This window comes from Gabonibacter chumensis (genome assembly GCF_024741215.1).
Classification (GTDB): domain Bacteria; phylum Bacteroidota; class Bacteroidia; order Bacteroidales; family Marinifilaceae; genus Gabonibacter; species Gabonibacter massiliensis.
Genome location: NZ_JANSKB010000005.1, coordinates 129,188 through 150,486, shown reverse-complemented (window position 1 = coordinate 150,486; position 21,299 = coordinate 129,188). Strand labels below are relative to the sequence as shown.

Genomic DNA, 21,299 nt, shown 5'->3' with positions numbered 1-21,299 from the left:
ATATCATTAATCGGTCGTTATTTGATCTTGAGGTAGAGATTGTTCAAGAATCTTTATTCTACTTTAATTAATCCATTTTAATGGTAAGATAATCATTTGTTTATATGATGAAAATTCAGATGGTGGACCTGAGAGGTCAATACGATAAAATAAAAGAAGAGGTAAATGCCGGCATACAGGAGGTATTGGATTCGACAGCGTTTATTAACGGATCTAAAGTTAGGGAATTTTCCGGTCACCTGGCCGATTATTGCGGGGTAAAACACGTGATTCCTTGCGGAAACGGGACGGATGCCTTGCAGATCGCTCTCATGGCTTTAGGTTTGCAACCCGGCGACGAGGTGATCGTGCCTGCCTTTACTTACGTGGCCACGGCAGAGGTCATCGGTTTACTGGGGCTCACGCCTGTCATGGTGGACGTGGATTACGCCTCTTTTAACGTCACGGTCGATAACATAAGGAATGCCTTGTCTTCGAAGACGAGAGCCATCGTGCCGGTGCATCTGTTCGGGCAAAGTTGTGACATGGAACTGATCCTCTCTTTTGCTGCCGAACACGGGCTGTTCGTGGTGGAGGACAACGCGCAGGCCATCGGGGCAGAGTATTCCTTTGCGGACGGAACGAGAAAGAAAACTGGAACCATGGGCCATATCGGCTGTACCTCTTTTTTCCCGTCGAAAAATCTCGGTTGTTACGGTGACGGGGGGGCGTTGATGACCGATGACGAGGAGTTGGCCGGGCGAATCCGGATGATTGCCAACCATGGTCAACGGGTGAAATATCACCATGACGTTTTGGGATGTAATTCCCGGCTCGACACCATCCAGGCTGCCGTGTTGGACGTGAAATTGAGACATCTCGACGAGTACGGGAAAGCCCGACACGAGGCAGCAAGATATTACACTGAAAATTTAAAAAACATAGAGGGAATTATCACACCCGAGGAGATGCCTTACACCACGCACGTGTATCACCAGTACACGTTGAAAGTGTTGAATGGAAAACGGGATGCCCTGAAAAAATACTTGGAAGAAGCCGGAATACCGGCCATGATCTATTATCCCTTGCCTTTGCAAAAGCAGGGGGCGTTCAAATCGATCGCCCGGGCGGCGGGAACGCTCGACACGGCAGAAAGACTCTCTTGTTCCGTGCTATCGCTCCCGATCCACACGGAACTGACACCCGGACAACAGGATATCGTTATCGAGAGGATAAAAGAGTTTTACAAATAATATATATTGTTCATGAAACAAGAGTATTTCGCCCACGAGACGGCGGTGATAGACGAGAATTGCCGGATCGGGGAAGGAACGAAAATATGGCATTTCAGTCATGTCATGAGCGGTTGCACGATCGGCAAAAATTGCAATATCGGCCAGAACGTGGTGATCTCCCCGGAAGTCGTGCTGGGAAATAACGTGAAGGTGCAGAACAACGTGTCGGTATACACCGGGGTGACCTGTGATGACGACGTGTTTTTGGGGCCTTCCTGCGTGTTCACGAACGTGACCAATCCCCGGAGTGCCGTTAATCGAAAATCACAGTACGCGCAGACGCATGTCGGGAAAGGGGCTACCATCGGAGCCAACGCCACCGTTGTTTGCGGTCACGATATCGGGGCTTATGCCTTTATCGGGGCGGGCGCCGTGGTGACGAAGAACGTTCCGGCCTATGCCCTGTTAGTGGGCAATCCCGCCCGGCAATTAGGCTGGATGAGCGAGTACGGTCACCGTCTTCATTTCGATGAGGATGGTGTTGCCGAATGCCCGGAGAGTCACGAGAAGTACCGTTTGAAAGACGGGCTGGTGTCTAAAATTCGAGGGTAAATATTTTTGTAGTCACGTTCCGTGAAAGATCATCTAATGTTATAAGACATTTATACAATCATTATGTACAATAAATTAGTTAATAAAGAGGCCAAATTAGCATTGGTCGGATTAGGCTATGTAGGTTTGCCGATAGCACTCGAATTTGCCAAAAAAATATCAGTTATCGGTTTTGATATCAACGAGGAGCGCCTTGCCAAGATGCGGGAGGGAATCGATCCTTGTAAAGAATTAGGACACGAGGCCTTCGAGGAGACTGATATAAAATTTACTTCCTCTATCGACGAGTTGCGGGAAGCCTCCTTTTTTATCGTGGCGGTTCCCACGCCTATCGACGATCATAATCAACCCGATCTGACTCCCTTGTTAGGGGCTACCCGTTCCGTGGCCAAGGCCTTGAAAAAAGGGGATTATGTCGTGTATGAGTCAACTGTATATCCCGGGTGTACTGAAGAGGATTGTATTCCTATCTTGGAAGAGATTTCAGGTTTAAGGGCCGGGGTCGATTTTAAATTCGGTTATTCTCCGGAACGAATCAACCCGGGAGAGAAAGTACATACCCTGCCCAACACGATAAAGATCGTTTCCGGCTGTGACCCGGAAGCGCTCGACACGATAGCCAAGGTGTACGAGCTGGTCGTAAAACCGGGCGTTCACCGGGCCCCGAATGTAAAAGTGGCGGAAGCCGCAAAAATCATCGAGAACACGCAGCGGGACGTGAATATCGCTCTGATGAACGAACTGTCGATCATTTTCAGCCGGATAGGGATCAATACTTACGATGTGCTGGAGGCAGCCGGAACAAAGTGGAACTTCCTGAAGTTTTATCCCGGACTGGTTGGCGGGCATTGTATCGGCGTGGATCCTTATTATCTGGTTTATAAAGCCAACGAATTGAAATACCATAGCCAGATCATCAGTGCCGGTCGTTTCATCAATGATACGATGGGCGGGTATATTGCGAAAAAGCTCGTGAAAAAGATGATCGGGATGGGGAAGAATATCCTGGGAGCCCGCGTTTTGGTCATGGGAATGACATTTAAAGAGAATGTTGCGGATATCCGGAACTCGAAGGTCGTGGATATCATCAGCGAACTGAAAGACTTCGGAGTAGATGTGGATGTTGTTGATGTCTACGCGGATTCTGAGGAGGTAAAACAAATGTATGGTTTTAAGCTCATCGAGAAACCCCGTGATAATTACGATGCGGTTATCGTGGCCGTATCGCATGACGCTTACAAAAATCTGGATGAAAAGTACTTCAAATCCTTGACGTATGACAATGCAGTACTGGTGGATGTGAAGGGGATGTATCGGGATAAGATTCATGAGTTGAAATATTGGAGCTTGTAATGTTAAGATATTGGATTTTTTTCTTTTTGCTATTCGTGGCGTGTAGTAAAGAAGCTTCGGTGTCATGTAAACATCCTGTTGTTCATGTATTACTGGTTTCTGATGCTGTAAGCAGTAGGGCATCGGCTTATATTGATTCCGATAAAATAATAGAAACCGAAGAGAGTGTATATTTTGTTTATTTAGATACGGATTTTAATGTAGTTATTCAAAAGTTCGACAAAAATACACAATTGTTATCGGAGCCGTTTTTAATTGGTAATACCTATGATAATCATGGAAATCCTACGATTCAAATAGATGATAACGGATATATATATGTCATGTATGGTGGACATGCCAATGAGATATTTCTGGCGTCAACGATGGCTCCTTATGATATTTCAAATTGGAAAAGGGAGAGCATTACAATTGATAATATGATATTGACTTATCCTGTTTTTAAAGTGATCTCTGACAAATTATTCCTTTTATTGAGGACCCAGGGGAGGGGAGAAGAAGGAGCTGTTTTGTCTTTTATGTTCAAAGAAATCAATTCGGTCGAATGGAAAAGGAAAGCATTGTTTCATGGAAATCATGACAAATGGGTGAAAAGTAATGAGTCCTTGTACCGGAAGGATGGGTATAATCGGTTTTATGCCAATATGAATTATTCGAATGGAAGGATACATGTTAGTTTTCAAAATTTGGAATATGCTCCTCTAAGGTATTCAAATGTTGATGACGTGGGATTGAATTCTTGTTGTGTCGGATATATTTATTCAGATGATTTTGGAGATACCTGGAAGAATTATACAGGACGTGACCTGGTGAAATATCCTGCAACTCCTTCTGACCTGGATCTTGTCGATGGTTATCCGGAACCTTTAGATGATAAACCCCAATATTTTACATCCAACCTGAATATCTTCAATCATGCTCCTGTTTTAATGTATCATGAAATGACAAAGAATATTTCGGGATTAGTGATAAGCAGATTGGAGGGGAAAAAGTGGAGTAAACATTATATTGACTACAATCATTTTTTGAAAGACCTTTATGTTGTTCAGGAGACCTCTTGCAGTATAGATAAAACAGGTAATTTATATGTGCTTTTGACTACTGTGAATAAGGAAGATTTTTTCCATACCAATCGTTGGGGAACACCTTCCTCGAGGTTGATGTATATGGTGTGTGATCCTCAATATAATATTCTGAAACTGGAGCCGGTTCTTAGTGAAGATCATGAATTGACCTGGTTACCTAATTTAGGAAAATCTAATCAGGAAAATCAGTTTTTTATTTTTATGCAGGGTAATAATGCTTCCGACAATTTAGAAAAAGTAAGAAATAAATTATGGTTCGGATGGATAGGTTGGGAATAATAGATAAAGTATGATGGAGAAAATGAACAAAGTATTGGTTACTGGGGCTGACGGTTTTATCGGTTCCCATTTGACAGAGATGTTATTGGAACAAGGATATCAGGTTCGGGCGTTGTCTTTGTATAATTCCTTTAATAACTGGGGATGGCTGGACGGTATCCGCCATCCGAATCTTGAAGTGGTGACCGGAGATGTTCGCGATCCTCATTTTTGTAAACATATTACTCGGGAAATCGAAATCGCTTTTCATTTGGCCGCTTTGATAGCCATTCCTTATTCTTATGTCGCTCCGGATAGTTATGTGGATACCAATGTCAAAGGAACTCTGAATATTTGTCAGGCTGCAAAAGAAAATGGGGTAAAACGGGTGTTGGTGACCTCGACTTCTGAAGTCTATGGAACTGCACAATATGTGCCCATTGATGAAAAACACCCCAAACAACCTCAGTCACCTTACTCTGCGACTAAAATCGGAGCAGATGCTATGGCCATGAGTTTTTATAATGCATTCAACTTACCGGTCGTGATCGTACGACCTTTTAATACGTATGGACCCCGGCAGTCTGCAAGGGCTATTATTCCTACTATTATCACCCAGATAGCGAATGGAAAAAGGGAAATCAAACTGGGAGATCTGACTCCTACCCGGGATTTTAATTTCGTAAAAGACACCTGTAAAGGATTTATTGAATTATCCCAATGCGATGCCGCTATAGGCCAGGAGGTGAATGTATGCAGTAATTATGAAATTTCTATGCGTGATACCCTGGAATTAATAGCCAAACTGATGGATGCTAAGGTGAGATTCGTTGAGGATGAGCAACGGATACGGCCTAAAAATTCAGAAGTTTTCCGTTTATGGGGCGATAATTCCAAAATAAAATCTTTAACGGGATTTACTCCGGAGTATCCGATAGAAAAAGGATTACAGAAGACTATCGATTGGTTCCGGAACAAAGAAAATCTGAAAAAATATAAAGCTGATATTTACAATGTATAACCAGGTTATCGATTTTATCCGTCAGACATTTCATCAGTCTGATGGGATGGTGCCTCTGCATGCTCCTTGTTTTGTCGGAAACGAAAAAAAGTATCTCAACGAATGTATTGATAGTACATACGTGTCGAGTGTGGGGAAGTTCGTGGATCGTTTTGAAGAGATGGTAGCTCAATATACAGGCGCTAAACGAGCTGTTGTATGTGTCAACGGGACGAATGCACTGCATATGGCGATGTTGCTGGCAGGTGTGGAACGGGAAGATGAAGTGATCACTCAGCCTTTGACTTTTATAGCAACTTGTAATGCCATCAGTTATATAGGAGCACATCCCGTATTTCTGGATGTCGATCTGGATACGTTGGGCTTATCTCCGTCAAAGATGCGGAAATGGCTTCAGCTAAATTCGGAAATTCGGAATAATGCATGTTATAATAAGACTTCCGGACGTAGAATAAAAGCTTGCGTGCCTATGCATACTTTCGGTCATCCGGTTCATCTGGACGAATTATCTGCACTCTGTGAAGAGTATCATATAGAGTTGGTAGAAGATGCTGCTGAGAGTCTCGGGAGTTTTTACAAAGGGAAACATACCGGCACTTTCGGCAGGGTGGGTGCAGTCAGCTTTAATGGTAATAAGACCATAACGACAGGTGGCGGAGGAATGTTATTGTTTATGGATGAGGAGTTAGGGAGATATGCCAAACATTTGACTACACAGGCGAAAACGCCCCATCGTTGGGAATTTGTACATGATCATGTGGGGTATAATTACCGGATGCCGAATATTAATGCGGCTTTAGGATGTGCACAAATGGAACATTTACAGGAATTTGTGGATAATAAACGGGAGTTAGCTCAAAAATATAACGAATATTTCAAAGGATCTGATATTACCTTCTTCTCTGAACCGGCAGATTGTAAATCCAACTATTGGTTGAATGCGGTTCTTTTAAAAGATAAGACGTCCCGGGATCGTTTTTTAGAAGAGACCAATGATGCCGGAGTTATGACGCGTCCGGTCTGGCAGTTGATGAATTGTCTTCCGATGTTCGTTGCTTGTCAATGCGGAGATCTGACCGATGCAGAATGGCTGGAAGCGCGGTTGGTTAATATTCCAAGTTCTGTAAGATTATGAAAAAGCAAAGGGAGCTTGTTTTGGTCGGTGGGGGCGGACATTGTAAATCTGTAATCGAGGCAGCGGAGAGTGCGGGGTTCCGTATCCATGGAGTGTTGGATATTCCGGAGCGTATCGGACAAACTGTACTGTCGGGCCGGATTATAGGTACTGATGATGATTTGGCAGATTATGCCGATAAATATGATTTTGTCGTCACCGTCGGATTTATAAAAAATATTTCACTTCGGCTGAAAATCCATGATAAAATCCGGGCTGCAGGAGGACGTCTCGCCACTATTATCGCTTCTACAGCCTATGTTTCAAAATATGCATCTGTAGGGGAAGGTACAGTAATTTTACACCACTCTGTTGTGAATGCGGGAGCACGAATAGGATGCGGTTGCATTATAAATACATTGGCCGATATTGAACATGATGCTGTCGTGGGAGATTATTGTCATATATCAACAGGAGCCATGGTAAACGGAGATTGTAAAGTGGGTGCGCGTACTTTTCTAGGCAGTAGGTCAGTCATGGTCAATGGAATTTCGATCGCTGAAGATTGTGTCGTGGCGGCGGGATCTCTTGTCCGTAAAAATGCTGTAGAAAAGGGGATTTATTCCGGTTCTCCTGCAATTTTAATGAAAAAATTGGGGTAACGATGGAGAAAGTATTGATTATTGCAGAGGCTGGGGTCAATCACAATGGTTCGCTGAAGCTTGCCAAACAACTGATAGATGTTGCAGCTGCGGCTGGAGTAGACATTGTAAAGTTTCAATCTTTCCGGGTAGAAAATTTAGTTTCTAAACAGGCTGTTCAGGCTGATTATCAGATACGGAATTTGGGGAGTAGTGATCAGTCTCAATTTTCTATGTTGAAAAAATTAGAATTATCGCAGGCTGATCATCAGATATTATTTGAATACTGCCGGGAAAAAGGGGTAGCCTTTCTTTCTACGGCTTTTGATTTTGAAAGTATAGATTTTTTGGCCACTTTAAAGCCGGACCTATGGAAAATACCTTCGGGTGAGATTACGAATTACCCCTATCTGAAGCGTATCGCTCAGTTTCGGAAACCTGTCATTCTATCCACGGGAATGAGTACTCTTGAGGAAATTACGACTGCAATGAATGTATTGGAAAAATTCGGATTAAGCCGGAATCAAATAACAGTATTGCATTGTAATACCGAATATCCGACCCCGATGTGTGATGTCAATTTAAGGGCTATACAGACAATAGCTGCTGAATTGAAGGTAAGTACCGGTTATTCGGATCATACGGTAGGAATCGAGATTCCTGTGGCGGCAGTTGCGCTGGGAGCGAAAGTTATCGAAAAACATTTTACGCTGGATCGTAATTTGGCCGGACCCGATCATAAAGCTTCTCTGGAGCCTCGGGAACTGAAAGCGATGGTGTCGGCCATCCGTAACGTCGAGCTGGCCTTGGGGGACGGGGTGAAACGGGTATCTGATTCAGAGAAAAAAAATAAAAATATTGCCAGGAAAAGTATTGTGGCTGCTTGTCCGATTAAGAAAGGAGAAGCTTTTAATGAAACCAATTTGACTGTAAAACGTCCGGGAGATGGCATTTCACCGATGTTTTGGGATGAAGTATTGGGGAGATTGGCCGGAAAAGATTTTCAGGCCGATGATTTGATTGAGCTATGAGAAAGATCTGTGTGGTGACAGGAAGCCGGGCGGAATATGGCCTTTTAAGCCGGCTGATGCATATGATTCAAATGGATTCTGCTTTGAAATTGCAGATTATTGCTACGAATATGCATTTGTCTCCGGAATTTGGTCTAACCTACCGGGAAATAGAAAAGGATGGTTTTTGTATAGACAGGAAGGTGGAAATGATGCTGTCTTCTGATACGGCCAATGCGACGACAAAATCCGTTGGTCTGGCAACCATTGGTTTTGCTGACGCTTATGAGGATTTGCAGCCGGATTTATTGTTGGTGCTTGGAGACCGTTATGAGATATTGGCAGCTGTGACGGCAGCCTTGTTTTATAAAATTCCTGTGGCTCATCTGCACGGAGGCGAGGTCACGGAGGGTGCCTATGACGATGCGATCCGCCATGCGATTACTAAAATGAGCCATCTGCATTTTACTTCGACGGAAGAGTACCGGAGAAGAGTGATACAGCTGGGAGAAGCTCCGGAAAGAGTGTTCCATGTCGGAGCGTTAGGTATCGACAATGTCAGACATATCGAATTGCTCCCGAAAGAAGTGCTGGAAAATAGTTTATCGTTTCTCCTGAAGGGTAAAACTCTTTTACTTACTTATCATCCGGTTACATTAGACGGGGAAGATGCAGAAAGCCAATTCCGGAATCTGTTGAATGTATTGGAGTGTAGAAAAGATTTGAGAATTATTTTTACGCTTCCGAACTCCGATACCGGGGGACGGAGTATTATTCCGATGATACATGACTTTGTGAGATGTCATACCGATAAGGCTGTTGCTTTTACCTCTTTGGGACATGTGCGTTATTTATCTGTTCTTCAATATATCACGGCTGTTGTGGGAAATTCATCCAGTGGGATTCTGGAAGTCCCTTCCTTTGGAAAACCTACGCTGAATATCGGCCGGCGTCAAAAGGGCCGTTTATGTGCCGATAGTGTCGTGCATTGTGGGACTTCCGAGGCAGAAATTTCTGAGGGGCTGGATACTGTATTATCGGATGAATGTATCCGTCGTGCCGCAACGACAATTAACCCTTATGAAAAACACGATACAGCCAGCGAAATATTGCATGTGTTAAAGACTTATCCTTTATCCGGAATTGTCCGGAAAACCTTTTATAACCTATAGTCATGTGTGATTTTTCAAAATATGTAGTAAGGGATTATATTACTATAAGGGAAGCATTGATAGCACTGAATAATTTGACGAATGATGTTTTGGTGCTTTTTGTTGTTGATTATCAGGATCATTTGGTTGGTTCTTTGACCGATGGAGATATCCGGCGCAAGTTGATAGAGGGGGTGAATATTTCAGAGAAAGTATCGGTTGTCATGAATACAAACTTTCGTTTTGTTTATGAAAATGCCTTTAGTGTAGAAACATTGAAGGATCTCAAAGCAACAGGAATAACCTTATTGCCGATATTGACAGAAGACAGAAAGATCGTAAAGGTTTATAACTTGAAGAAGAAAAAATCCATACTTCCGTTAGATGCGGTATTAATGGCCGGAGGAAAAGGGGAACGCTTGCGTCCTCTGACAGAGCAAACTCCGAAACCCCTGTTGAAAGTCGGTGATAAAGCTATCATTGATTATAATATCGATAATCTCATTTCTTATGGAGTTTCCCATATTAATGTAACGGTGAATTATCTGGGGGAACAACTTGAACAACATTTTGAACAACCCCGGGAAGGAGTGAAAGTAAATTGTGTCTGCGAACCTCAGTATTTGGGGACAATCGGTTCTATCAAATTTATAGATACTTTTTATAACGACACGATACTCTTGATGAATTCGGATCTTTTTACCAATATAAATTTTGAAGATTTCTTTTTGCACTTTTTGCAAAATGAAGCGGATATGTCGGTTGCTGCAATCCCCTATTCCGTATCTGTACCTTACGGTATTTTTGAATTGGAAGAAAGAACGATAAAAGGTGTCCGGGAAAAACCGACTTATAACTATTATGCAAATTCAGGTATTTATCTGATCAAAAGAGAGCTGTTAAGTTTAATTCCTGAGGGTATTTTTTTTAATGCTACTGATTTTATGGAAAAACTGATCGGCGAAGGGTATCATGTGATTCGTTTCCCGCTTGTCGGGTATTGGATCGATATTGGTAAGCATGAAGATTATAGGAAAGCCCAGGAATTTGTAAAACATTTGTAGAACATAACTATGTATAAAGATAAACGAATATTGGCTATTATTCCAGCCCGGGGGGGAAGTAAAGGGTTACCCGGAAAAAATATTAGAGAATTATGTGGAAAGCCTTTGATAAACTGGGCTATAGATACTCTTAAAAAGGTTTCTTATATTGATCGTATTTTTGTTTCAACAGATAGTGAAGAGATAGCCCGAGTGGCCCGGGAAGATGGAGTTGATGTCCCTTTTCTGAGAAATCAATTACTGGCTAAAGACAATTCTTTGGTTATCGATGCTGTATTTGAGGCATTACATTATTTTTCAACACTGGAAGAGAAATATGATATAATATTATTGATAGAACCAACTTCTCCGCTTCGTACCGTTGATATGGTTGAAGATTGTATCCGAAAAATGATTAGCTCCCAGGCTTCATCTCTGGCGACTTATTCAGAACTGGAGGTCCCGATAGAAAGGGTTTGGTGTATAGAGAACGATCAGGCTTATACGTATGTTAAAAACGATATGGCATTCCGCTCCCGTCAATCTTTGACGAAAGTTTACAAGTTGAATGGATTGCTATATGCCATTCAGACTGAAAAACTGTTTGAGATGGATGTTCCCCAGGTAATTACGAAGGATGTTGTTCCTTATATCACTCCCCGGGAAATATCGATAGATATCGATGACATTCACGATTTTGAATACATAGAATATTTAATATCCGGTAAAAATGAAAAATAAGTTGATCTTGGTAACAGGAGGAAGTAGTGGGGTAGGTAAAGCGATTGTGAATTATCTTTCTCGGGAAAATAAAGTAGTCACACTTGCTCGTAGATATGAACGACTCAAAAGTTTATATTCATGCAACAAGAATGTTTTTTATTATCAGGCAGATCTGTATGATTTAACCAATCTCAATGAAGTGTTACAAAAGATAGACCAAGAACATGGTGAGATTGCTTATATTGTCAATTGTGCCGGAGTAATGCAAGCCGGTAAGTTGGAACAATTGAGTCCTGAAGAACTTTGTCGGTCTATTACCTTGAATGCCTTTGCCGCTATTGAGATTGTGAAGCATTACCTGGCTGGTATGCAACGGAATAATTTTGGACGTGTTATCAATCTGACCTCCGGAGCTCCTCTAAATTGCTTTCCAGGTTATGCTGCGTACAGTGCTTCCAAGGCTGTACTAAATTCTTTGACTGTGACTTTGGCTAAAGAAATGAAAGAATTCGATATAAAAATTAATTTGATGAGTCCTGGTCCGGTAAAAAGTGAGATGGCACCGGATGCTCCGATGGAGCCTGAAGTGTGTCTGCCGACTTTGAATTATTTATTGAAGGATTGCACTGAAACTGGAGGTTTCTTCTGGTTAGGATATCAAATACCACTTTCCCCGGATCTGGGAGATATTGATTGGCTGGGAGGCAAGGGAAGTGATAAATTAAAACGGATATTCCATGATTAAGATTGGTATTATCGGCTATAATGAGGGAAACGGTCATCCCTATTCATTTTCTGCTATTATCAATGGTTTCGATAAGGAAAAAATGGCAAGATCCCGCTATCCAGTGATATACAATTATTTGATTAAACGGGAACCTATTGAATTCGGGATAGCGGATTTTGAGGTGACTCATATTTGGACCCCTTATAAAGAAATTTCAAAAGAGATTGCGGATTGTACCTATATCAAGCATGTTGTTGAGCATTATGAAGAATTCAGCCGTCAGGTTGATGCTGTAATCATAGCCAGGGATGATGTTGAATCACATTATGAAATAGCTCGTTATTTTCTGGAACAGGGTTTGTTCGTTTTGGTCGACAAACCTTTGGCGATTAATGAACGTGAGATTGCTTACTATCGCCCTTTCTTGGAGAAGGCACGCCTGATGTCTTGTTCTGGCTTACGTTATAAACCGGAAATCGAAACTTGTTTTGATCAGGCTTTGAAAGCAGAAGATATTTGTTTTATAAATGCTTACAGTGTGTTGGATTGGTATAAATATGGCATACATGTCTTGGAGGCGGTGACACCTTTATTGGGAAATCGCATAACAGAGGTACAACATTTAAACGATACCTTGAATTATTTGGTTAAAATATCATATGGTGAGGGTAAATATCTACTCATTCAAATCAATAAAAAGTATGGATGGGGTATCAAAGCGGATATTTTTACCAAGAATGGATTTTTTCAAGTGAATTTTGATGATAATTTCACCTGTTTTAAAAGGATGTTACAAGAATTTCACCGGATGATAAAATCGGGAAAACCTTCTATTCCTGTGGATGAGACTATTTCTATACTTCATACTATTATGGCTGTAAAAAATTGAAATTATGCTGACAGATAAAGTAATCATTGTAACAGGGGGGAGCGGATTGATTGGAAAATATATCATTTCCGATTTGAAGAATAACGGTGCTGTTGTTATCAATGCTGAAATCACCGTAGCGACAGATTTGGAAAAAGGGGATATCTGGTGTGATATAACATCCGAAGATTCCGTAAAAGAACTGATATCGGCAGTGGTACAAAAGTTCGGACGTGTAGATGGGTTGGTCAATAATGCTTACCCACGAACCAAAGACTGGGGGACAAAGTTTGAAGATGTGCCGTATGAATCTTGGCGTAAAAATGTGGATATGCAGTTGAACAGTGTGTTTTTGCTTTGCCAAGAAGTATTGCGAGAAATGAGAAAACAAGGGTCAGGCTCTATTGTAAATATCGGTTCGATATATGGTGTTGTAGGTAACGATTTCACAATTTACGAAGGATATGGAGGAACTTCTCCGGCAGCTTATTCCGCAATAAAGGGAGGTATTATTAATTTTTCCCGTTATCTGGCTTCTTATTTCGGAAAATATGGTATACGGGTGAATTGTGTATCTCCTGGAGGTATAATAGATCAGCAACATCTTTCGTTTATACAACGGTATGAGAATAAATCACCACTAAAAAGGATGGGGCGGCCCGAAGAAATAGCTCCGGCAGTTACTTTCCTTCTATCCGATAAAGCCTCTTATATAACCGGACACAATCTTATGGTGGATGGTGGATGGACCGCAATATAATCAATTAATATTAAATCAAAGTAATTATGAAATACTGTAAAAAATGTGTGATGCCTGACACGAGACCGGGGATCACGTTTAATGAAGAAGGTATTTGTTCAGCCTGTCAGACCTACGCTCACAATGCCAAGATCGATTGGAACAAACGTGAAGAAGAATTACGACTATTGTGTGATAAATATAGAGGTATGAACGGTCCGAATGGTTATGATTGCATGATCGCTGTCTCAGGTGGTAAAGATTCACATTTTCAGACTTATATCATGAAAGAAAAGATGGGAATGAACCCATTGTTGGTTAATGTTGAAGATTTATTCACAACAACAGAAGCAGGAAAACATAATGTAGCCAATATTATCGAAACTTTTGGTTGTGATATGATTTCTTTAAAATTGAATAGTCAGGTCCACCGGAAATTGGTACGGCATAATTTTGAGAAATACGGAAAACCTACCTATTCTTTTGACAGGTGTATATATACTTATCCCTTACACATGGCACTTAAATTCAATACTCCTCTTTTGGTGTATGGAGAAAATGTCAGTTATGTATATGGTGGTGTTGGTGTTAATGAAGATACTTATTCAGCAAAAGAACAGTTGACAAATGGAGTCGGTAACGGAATACCTTTGGAAGATCTTTTGATTGATGGTATTACGGAAAAAGATATATTTTTCATGAATGCACCTTCCAAAGAGGATATCGACCGGTTAGAGCCGATTTATTTAAGCTATTTCTACGAGTGGAACAGTGTTGGAAATTTTGAGCTTGCTAAGAAATATGGTTTTCATGATCTTTCTCACGAGTGGAAAAGAACCAGCGAACCTAATGATTTTGACCAGATCGATAGTTTTGGGCTTTTACTCGGGGTATGGATGAAATATCCGAAATTTGGACATGCAAGGGCTACGGATGTATTATCCCGTTTTATCAGATATGAATTGATTACACGTGAGGAGGCTATTCCATTAGTAAAAAAATACGATGCTAATCTGGATCCTAAGACTCTTCAGGATTTTTGTAGATTTACGGGATATACTGAAAAGGAAGTTTGGGATATCATTGAGAAATTTTATAATAAAAAGTTATTCGAAAAAGATAAATTTGGTCAGTGGCAATTAAAAGAGAATTTAGAATAAATTAAAATGTTTTTTAAAACTTATCATATTTATTAAAAGAATATGATAAGTTTTAAAACTCAATGAATCAGGCTATGCAAACTGGAATCAGATCAAACAATAATATTCCTTTGCTGGAATTGTATTTGTAGGAAGAGTTGTAAATCCGAAATGTATACGAAACGTCTTGTCCCAATAATTATCAGATTATTTTTCAATAGTCTGACGGAAAATTAATACAATAAATAGGCGATCAAATAAATATTATGGAAACTGTCCCTGAATTTTTAAATAGATTAATACAAATAGAAAGTCATTCGGAATTATTTGATTTTAAATTTAATTTTAAAGGTTTTCATTTTTGGCCATTGGTACGGGAAAAGGTTTTACAAAAAGCTATAAATGATAATTTTGAATTTTTGGATCCTTGGGAAAACTTTCACTTGCCGAAAAAATCTTATCTTAAATTGTTTTATTTGAGTTGGAAATATTCGGTACGGAGAATGCCCGAAGCTAAATTACTTATTTTTGGTTCCGACGTTGCGAATATAAAGATTGGAGATAGTTATTTCAATCGTATTGCCGATCATTTTGCAGATGCATTTAAAACTGATACCATTCAGTTGGAACGGTCCTACTTAAATTCTTATAAAAGACCAAGGTATTATAAACAGGTCTATTCTTGGGATAATATTGCATTAACGCCATTGTTATTCAGTAAAATATATCGGCGTTCAAAGCGAATTGCTCCGGAAGTGCAACAATTTGTCAATTATGTGAAAGAAAATTTGGGATATACTTTTCAGGATGACTATTACGAGAAATTGAAAGTGACTCTTTCACGTTATGAATACAGATTGCTGATCATCTATCGTGCTTATTCTTCTTTTTTTAAAAAGAAAAGATCGCAATTGATCATTCTGGAGCAGGGATGTTACGGGACAGATAGTGCTATTATAGTAAAAGCGGCAAAAGATTTAGGGATACGGGTTGCTGAAATACAACACGGGTATATAGGCAAGGATCATCCGGCTTATGTATTTTCCACGAATATATGTAAAGATTATTTACCTTATTTACCGGATGATTTTTTGAGTTATGGTAAATATTGGGAGGATAATTCTCAATTACCTATCCCTGTTATTAACATTGGCAATCCTTATCTTACTGAATATGTAAAAAATACGGTACAGCAGAAATTATCTAATCGGATTTTGTATATTTCTTCAGCTGTAAACCCGTGTAGAATAACCCAAGAGGTCTTGTATATAAATGATGTAGTTAAAAAATATGGCTTTCAATTGATTTTCAGACCGCATCCGTCTGAAGTTCTACGTTTGGAAAACGAGTATTTACCTCTTTCTCAGGCTGGAATTACGATCGATAGGCAAAATCTGTATGAATCTCTGGCGAGAACTCAGTTTACGGTAAGTAATTATAGTAATATTTCAACCGTTATGTATGAAGCGTTGGCTTTTGGATGTAAAGTCATATTTATCGATGACAAGAAAGATGATATTACACGACAGAGACCAGGTTGTTTCACGTATGTTCGGAATGTCGAGGAATTGCCTTCCGAATTGGTCATAAATAATGATATAATGATCAATTGCGGAAATATTTGGGAATCTGATTGGAAAGATAATTATATTCGTTACGTTTCACAATATTTGAAATAGAAATGGCTTTACCTCGGATTCTCCGAAATTCCGGTTTGTACAGTTTTGTTTCTTTTTTACAAAAGGGAGCTGCGTTTTTTTTACTACCAGTCTATACTGCCTATCTGACTCCTGAAGATTATGGAACATTAAGTGTAATTCAGGCTTTGGTTTCCTTTTTTTCTATTTTTCTTCTTTTATCGTTGGACGGAGCTGCATCCCGGTTTCATTTTTTTTCTGAGGACAAGTGTTTCAGGGCAAAGATTTGGGGAACGATTTTATTATTGGTACTTGGAAACTCTGTTGTATTGGGGGGGATTCTGATTATTTTTAATCGTTGGTTGGTAGAACCTTTTGCTAAAGGAATTCCTTTTTATCCTTTAATTTTTCTTGCTTTACTGGCAACTATATTGAGTCCGTTATATCTTTTTTTTCAACGTTGGTTACAAGTTACTCAGCAAGGGGGCAGATATGTAGTCAATATGTTATTGAATTTTATTGTTTTGACAACATTGAATATAGTAGCTTTAGTTGTTTTTAAACAGGGAGTGTTGGGATGGATGTACGCGACATTAATTACCTCGATACTTTTTTTCTTATATTCATTAATTGTATTCGTACCTAATGTGCGGTTTAAACCGAATAAAACGATCGTAACCGATGCGTATAAATATTCGTTACCCTTGTTACCACATTCTGTGTCCAGTTGGTTTATGTCCATGATGGATAGAGTCCTTATCAATAATTTTCTGGGTACGGCAAAAACGGGATTGTATAGTGTCGGTTATCAGTTTGGAAGTGTGGTTGGAATAATCACAAGTAGTGTTAATCAAGCTTTTTCTCCCTGGTTCATGGAACGTGTGCAAAGAGACAGGCAAAATTTAGCAGATATATATGTATTTGCAGAGTGTGCCATTATCGGATATTGTTTTTTAGCCTTTGTGGTCTCCTTTTTTTCACCTGAAGTAATTAGGATAATGATTTCAGAGACTTATTATTTAGCTTGGAAGCCAGTTGTTTTTGTGAGTTTTGGACAAGTATTCTTGGGTCTTTATTTTTTTCTGAGCATGCCGTTATGGCTGAAACGAACGAAGTATGTTTTTCTCGTTACTTTGGTTTCTGCATTGACGAGTGTTACTTTGAACTATCTTTTTATACCGATGTGGGGAATCATGGGGGCGGCTATTGTTTTGTGCGTCTCTTTGTTTATATGTTCTGCATGGAGTTTATATTTATCCCTCAAAGTAGAACCCGATATTATTTTTCCTTGGCATAAAATGTATTTCGAAGTCTTTTTATTTCTATTTCTATCGCTATCTGTTTTCGGTATCGAATCATTGTTTGAATCTTGGAGCATAAAACTCATTATAAAACTTTTGGTTGCAATCAGTTTATTGATAGGATTGATAATTCGTTACAGAAAGCAGTTAATATTGATACGTGATATTGTATGGAAAAGTTAGAAAATCCGGGCGAACGTTAATCTCTTTAGGGCCAGCGAAATAAGAAATGAAGATTTGCATACCTTTAAAAATTTCAGCAGAGACAGTTACTACACTTCTGGTCAGTTGTCTTTTTTTCTTGTATCTGCAAATTAATTTTTGGAGATGTTTCGGACTATGGAGTACATTGCAAGTTACTATATTCCGATTAGCACTATCTATTGCTTGCTATGGGGTCGCTTTTAATGAAGGTCGGAAAATCAGAATACCTATAAAGTGTGTTAATTATTTGATAATCACTGTTGGTGTGGGTATCTTGATGCAATTTTTAAATGGACGCAATGCAATTGGAGTGACATCCTCAGCAATTATTACTGTATTATTGGCTTTTGTTTTTGCGACGAAAAGAATATATATATATATTCTATATGTACATATTCTTATTTTAACGGTGGTTATAGGTTATAAATTCTATTCCGGTCAGGATCCCAATACAATGTTTGAGGGAACAAGCAGAAATGCTATTTCTGTTCTTTTCATGGTCGCTGCAATAGTAATTAATATAGAGGAATTAAAGCATAAAAGGAGTGTTACTCTTTGGCCTTCAGTATTATTTCTTATATTTTCTATTGCTGCTGTTGGTCGTGGTGGAGTTGTGTGTGCCTTATTCTATTTTATTTCGGTATGTGGTTATAAATTGTATTGTTTGGATAAAATACGTCGAAGACGCATTTTGGTATTTTTGCTTTGTTTCGGAATTCTTTTATTTGTTGAGTATGCATCTGTTATCATAGATTATATTTCTAATCTGGAGGTATTTATGCGTTTAAGCGGACAAGAGACTTCCGGAAACGGCAGGGCGGCGATGAATGCTGCTTATTTGAGGAATATAAATTTTCTGACTTTTTTTTATGGGTATGAATTTTCCTCTGATCCGATATTCATCACTGAAGGACATCTTAATCCCCACAATTCTTTTATTACTCTTCACCGTTTATATGGTTTTGTCGGTATTATTTTTTTAGGGATATTGATAAATGCGATGTTGAGGTTATGGAATGTACATAAAAAAATATATGTTTTTTTTCTTTGTGTTGTTTTGTTAAGAGGGGCTTCTGAGCAAATTATGTTTCCTGGGGAATATGATTTTATTATTTTGACTATCTTATTATTTTCGAAATATTGGACAATAAATCATGTCGAAACGTTTAGTTGTTCAGTAGATAAATATGTGGAATAGAATATATATCCAAGAATTCTTGTAATTGATCGACAGAAGTCACCATTGTAATAGATAGGGTGCGTAATCGTTGAATGTATTTTCTCCTATAATAAGTTAATAAATTTTATGTCTGGATATTTTAATAAAAAGAGAGAGAAAGTTGTATTTTGTACATATGTTACGACTTTTCTCGGGGGGGCAGAACGACGTTTTTTACGAATTTTCTCCAATATACCACAACCGATTCAACCAATTATTTTTATCTTACAAGATAAAAATAAGATCGCAAAGGAAGTTATTGCTCCGTATATTTCTAATGGAGTGGAAGTAAGAATCTTTTCAAATTTATTCGCTCTATTATTCAATTTAATCTTAGTGAATCCGTTATGGGTTTGTGGTTTTAGACCTGGTTGGAGATTGATTATGGTATTTATCGTGGCTAAATTAATTAATACGAAACGATTATTATCTGCTGTTGATACAAGGTATATATCTCGATTAAATAGCAAAAAAAATGATATATCCTTGAGAAAACTAAAATTTTGTATTGATATCTCGAGCGTGGTAGATGTTCTGTATCCTTCAGCTTTGGATGAATATAAAAGATTGTTTCCTCGTCAGTCGTTTTTATTGACACCTGGTTCATTTACGGATTTAAATATTTTTCAAGCAGGTAAAAAAGAGAAGTGGATTGTTTTTGCTTCGACTTTGACGATGGGAAAAAATCCGGATTTATATATTAAAGCTATTCAACTGATAAAAGATAACATTGTGAAATTTAATTATAAATGTTTCGTTTGCGGAGATGGAGTCTTATATGAGGAGATGCGATCTTTAGCTCGAGAATTGGAATGTGAGGATATAATTTCATTTACAGGTAGAGTCGAATTGCAAAATATCTTACCTAAGACGGAGATATTTTGTTCATTGCAAGATGTTAATAATTATCCGTCTCAAACCTTAATTGAAGCGATTGCAAGCGGATGTTATTGTGTAGTTACAAATTGTGGAGATACATATCGGTTGGTAAAATCAGAATTTGGAAAATTAGTATCACCCAATATTCAAGATATTGCTATGGCTGTAAATGAAGCAATGCAATTTGATGATGTTAAGAAAGAGTTTGTGGCAAATAGAGCGAGACAATTTGCAGAAAGTTGTTGTACAATAGAAAAATCGGTAAGTTATTTTTCATCTATTTTGAGATATAATTAAATAGCATTTTTAGAGGTATTATATGGCTTTTGCAATGATTATAAAAAATTTGAAATACGGCATTTATAGATTTTTAGAAGATGCCATGGGAAAAGGAGATTATTGGCATGTTAGATTGAAGTCGATAGAAGATATGTCGAAATCTACCCATATTTATTTTCTGGATATGACTCTTAAAAGCTATTATCCGGGTGAAATGGAGAATGGAATTCCTGTATTTTATTATAATGGTAATGTAAAAGTTTTATTCTATACGACTGTAATAAATTATGGTTTAGGATTGCTAAATAGATATCAATCGGATAATTCGATAAAGGATGAGATTATAAATATTGCTAATTGGCTTATCGAGAGTCAACAGGAGGATGGTTCGTGGCGCTATGATTTTATCTCAGACTCTCATCCATTATCTAATGGAAAGGCTTCCGGGATGACGCAGGGATTGGCAATTTCTTTTCTGTTGAGATGTATTCATTGTGGTTTATTGGAAAAATCAAATGTTTTCACGAATGTACAAAATGCTGTTAAATTTATGCTGTCTGATCGTATTGTGTCTGAGCATGACGGAAATAAATTGATAGAGGAATATTATGTCCCAAGTACTTCCGTATTGAATGGTTCGATATTCTGTTTGTTTGGCTTGTATGATTATTGTGTTGAAATCAATGATTTGAAATTATTTGATGAATATGTTGAATCGTTGGTGAATTTATTGCCCAAATATAATTTAGGATGGTGGAGTTATTATGACTTATCAGGTTCGATTAGTAGTAGATTTTATCATCAATTACATATAGATATGATGGATGTATTAGGGCATTTAACAGGGCATCCTATTTTCAAAAAATATGCAGATGCTTGGAGAGTAGGTTTGAAATTTTCTTTAATATTTATTCTTATGAAGTCTATGCAGAAATTATGGAATATAAAGAAAATTGACAGGAATGAAACTAACAAAGAATAGCATTTATATGGGAAAGATGAATATCGTTAACTCAAATGATATTTCCTTGTGAATGTTATTATGTTGTTTTGAGATGTTGTCGATAGCAAGGTTACTTTGA

The 21,299-nt window shown here is 38.7% G+C and carries 20 protein-coding genes; all 20 read left to right on the top strand.

Annotation, left to right across the window (positions count from 1 at the left end; all coding sequences use genetic code 11):
• Window positions 1-107 precede the first annotated feature (107 nt).
• The 20 genes from NVS78_RS12565 (at window position 108) to NVS78_RS12470 (ending at window position 21,199) form a co-directional block, all read left to right on the top strand.
• Window positions 108-1,232 (top strand): DegT/DnrJ/EryC1/StrS family aminotransferase, encoded by a 1,125-nt coding sequence (locus NVS78_RS12565; RefSeq protein ID WP_286359489.1) that lies wholly within the window; start codon window positions 108-110, stop codon window positions 1,230-1,232.
• 12 nt (window positions 1,233-1,244) lie between these two features.
• Window positions 1,245-1,826 (top strand): acyltransferase, encoded by a 582-nt coding sequence (locus NVS78_RS12560; protein ID WP_059025430.1) that lies wholly within the window; start codon window positions 1,245-1,247, stop codon window positions 1,824-1,826.
• 63 nt (window positions 1,827-1,889) lie between these two features.
• Window positions 1,890-3,179 carry a nucleotide sugar dehydrogenase gene (locus NVS78_RS12555; RefSeq protein ID WP_286359481.1) on the top strand — a complete coding sequence of 430 codons (1,290 nt, stop codon included), beginning with the start codon at window positions 1,890-1,892 and terminating at the stop codon, window positions 3,177-3,179.
• Window positions 3,179-4,543, top strand: coding sequence for a BNR-4 repeat-containing protein (locus NVS78_RS12550; RefSeq protein ID WP_286359480.1), 1,365 nt, complete (start codon window positions 3,179-3,181; stop codon window positions 4,541-4,543). Before NVS78_RS12555 ends, NVS78_RS12550 begins: the two co-directional genes overlap by 1 nt.
• Before the next feature lie 10 nt (window positions 4,544-4,553).
• Window positions 4,554-5,543, top strand: coding sequence for an NAD-dependent 4,6-dehydratase LegB (locus NVS78_RS12545; protein WP_289623381.1), 990 nt, complete (start codon window positions 4,554-4,556; stop codon window positions 5,541-5,543).
• Entirely contained in the window at window positions 5,536-6,678 is a 1,143-nt protein-coding gene (locus NVS78_RS12540) for a LegC family aminotransferase (RefSeq protein WP_286359479.1), read from the top strand. The genes NVS78_RS12545 and NVS78_RS12540 overlap by 8 nt, the downstream gene beginning before the upstream one ends.
• On the top strand, window positions 6,675-7,319 hold the full coding sequence (locus NVS78_RS12535; protein ID WP_286359478.1) for an acetyltransferase: 645 nt from the start codon (window positions 6,675-6,677) through the stop codon (window positions 7,317-7,319). Before NVS78_RS12540 ends, NVS78_RS12535 begins: the two co-directional genes overlap by 4 nt.
• A 2-nt stretch (window positions 7,320-7,321) precedes the next feature.
• On the top strand, window positions 7,322-8,329 hold the full coding sequence (gene neuB / locus NVS78_RS12530; protein ID WP_286359477.1) for an N-acetylneuraminate synthase: 1,008 nt from the start codon (window positions 7,322-7,324) through the stop codon (window positions 8,327-8,329).
• Complete coding sequence (gene neuC, locus NVS78_RS12525) at window positions 8,326-9,480, top strand: UDP-N-acetylglucosamine 2-epimerase (protein ID WP_286359476.1); 1,155 nt, start codon at window positions 8,326-8,328, stop codon at window positions 9,478-9,480. Before neuB ends, neuC begins: the two co-directional genes overlap by 4 nt.
• A gap of 2 nt (window positions 9,481-9,482) precedes the next feature.
• A complete protein-coding gene (locus NVS78_RS12520) occupies window positions 9,483-10,523 on the top strand; it encodes a nucleotidyltransferase family protein (RefSeq protein ID WP_286359475.1) in 1,041 nt (346 codons plus the stop codon).
• Window positions 10,524-10,532: 9 nt separating this feature from the next.
• A complete protein-coding gene (locus tag NVS78_RS12515; RefSeq protein WP_286359474.1) occupies window positions 10,533-11,243 on the top strand; it encodes an acylneuraminate cytidylyltransferase family protein in 711 nt (236 codons plus the stop codon).
• Window positions 11,233-11,970, top strand: coding sequence for an SDR family NAD(P)-dependent oxidoreductase (locus NVS78_RS12510; protein WP_286359473.1), 738 nt, complete (start codon window positions 11,233-11,235; stop codon window positions 11,968-11,970). Before NVS78_RS12515 ends, NVS78_RS12510 begins: the two co-directional genes overlap by 11 nt.
• The gene (locus tag NVS78_RS12505) at window positions 11,963-12,841 is read left to right on the top strand and encodes a Gfo/Idh/MocA family oxidoreductase (RefSeq protein WP_286359472.1); all 879 of its coding nucleotides are present in this window, start codon (window positions 11,963-11,965) and stop codon (window positions 12,839-12,841) included. Before NVS78_RS12510 ends, NVS78_RS12505 begins: the two co-directional genes overlap by 8 nt.
• A 4-nt stretch (window positions 12,842-12,845) precedes the next feature.
• Window positions 12,846-13,580, top strand: a complete 735-nt coding sequence (locus NVS78_RS12500; protein WP_286359471.1) for an SDR family oxidoreductase — start codon at window positions 12,846-12,848, stop codon at window positions 13,578-13,580.
• 26 nt (window positions 13,581-13,606) lie between these two features.
• Entirely contained in the window at window positions 13,607-14,719 is a 1,113-nt protein-coding gene (locus tag NVS78_RS12495; RefSeq protein ID WP_286359470.1) for an N-acetyl sugar amidotransferase, read from the top strand.
• Window positions 14,720-15,174: 455 nt separating this feature from the next.
• Complete coding sequence (locus NVS78_RS12490; protein WP_286359469.1) at window positions 15,175-16,377, top strand: hypothetical protein; 1,203 nt, start codon at window positions 15,175-15,177, stop codon at window positions 16,375-16,377.
• Window positions 16,378-16,379: 2 nt separating this feature from the next.
• Window positions 16,380-17,819, top strand: a complete 1,440-nt coding sequence (locus NVS78_RS12485; RefSeq protein WP_286359468.1) for a lipopolysaccharide biosynthesis protein — start codon at window positions 16,380-16,382, stop codon at window positions 17,817-17,819.
• A 286-nt stretch (window positions 17,820-18,105) separates the two neighbouring features.
• The gene (locus tag NVS78_RS12480; protein ID WP_286359467.1) at window positions 18,106-19,038 is read left to right on the top strand and encodes a hypothetical protein; all 933 of its coding nucleotides are present in this window, start codon (window positions 18,106-18,108) and stop codon (window positions 19,036-19,038) included.
• A 108-nt stretch (window positions 19,039-19,146) separates the two neighbouring features.
• Window positions 19,147-20,235 (top strand): glycosyltransferase, encoded by a 1,089-nt coding sequence (locus NVS78_RS12475; RefSeq protein ID WP_286359466.1) that lies wholly within the window; start codon window positions 19,147-19,149, stop codon window positions 20,233-20,235.
• Window positions 20,236-20,257: 22 nt separating this feature from the next.
• Complete coding sequence (locus NVS78_RS12470) at window positions 20,258-21,199, top strand: D-glucuronyl C5-epimerase family protein (RefSeq protein ID WP_286359465.1); 942 nt, start codon at window positions 20,258-20,260, stop codon at window positions 21,197-21,199.
• Window positions 21,200-21,299: the final 100 nt, after the last annotated feature.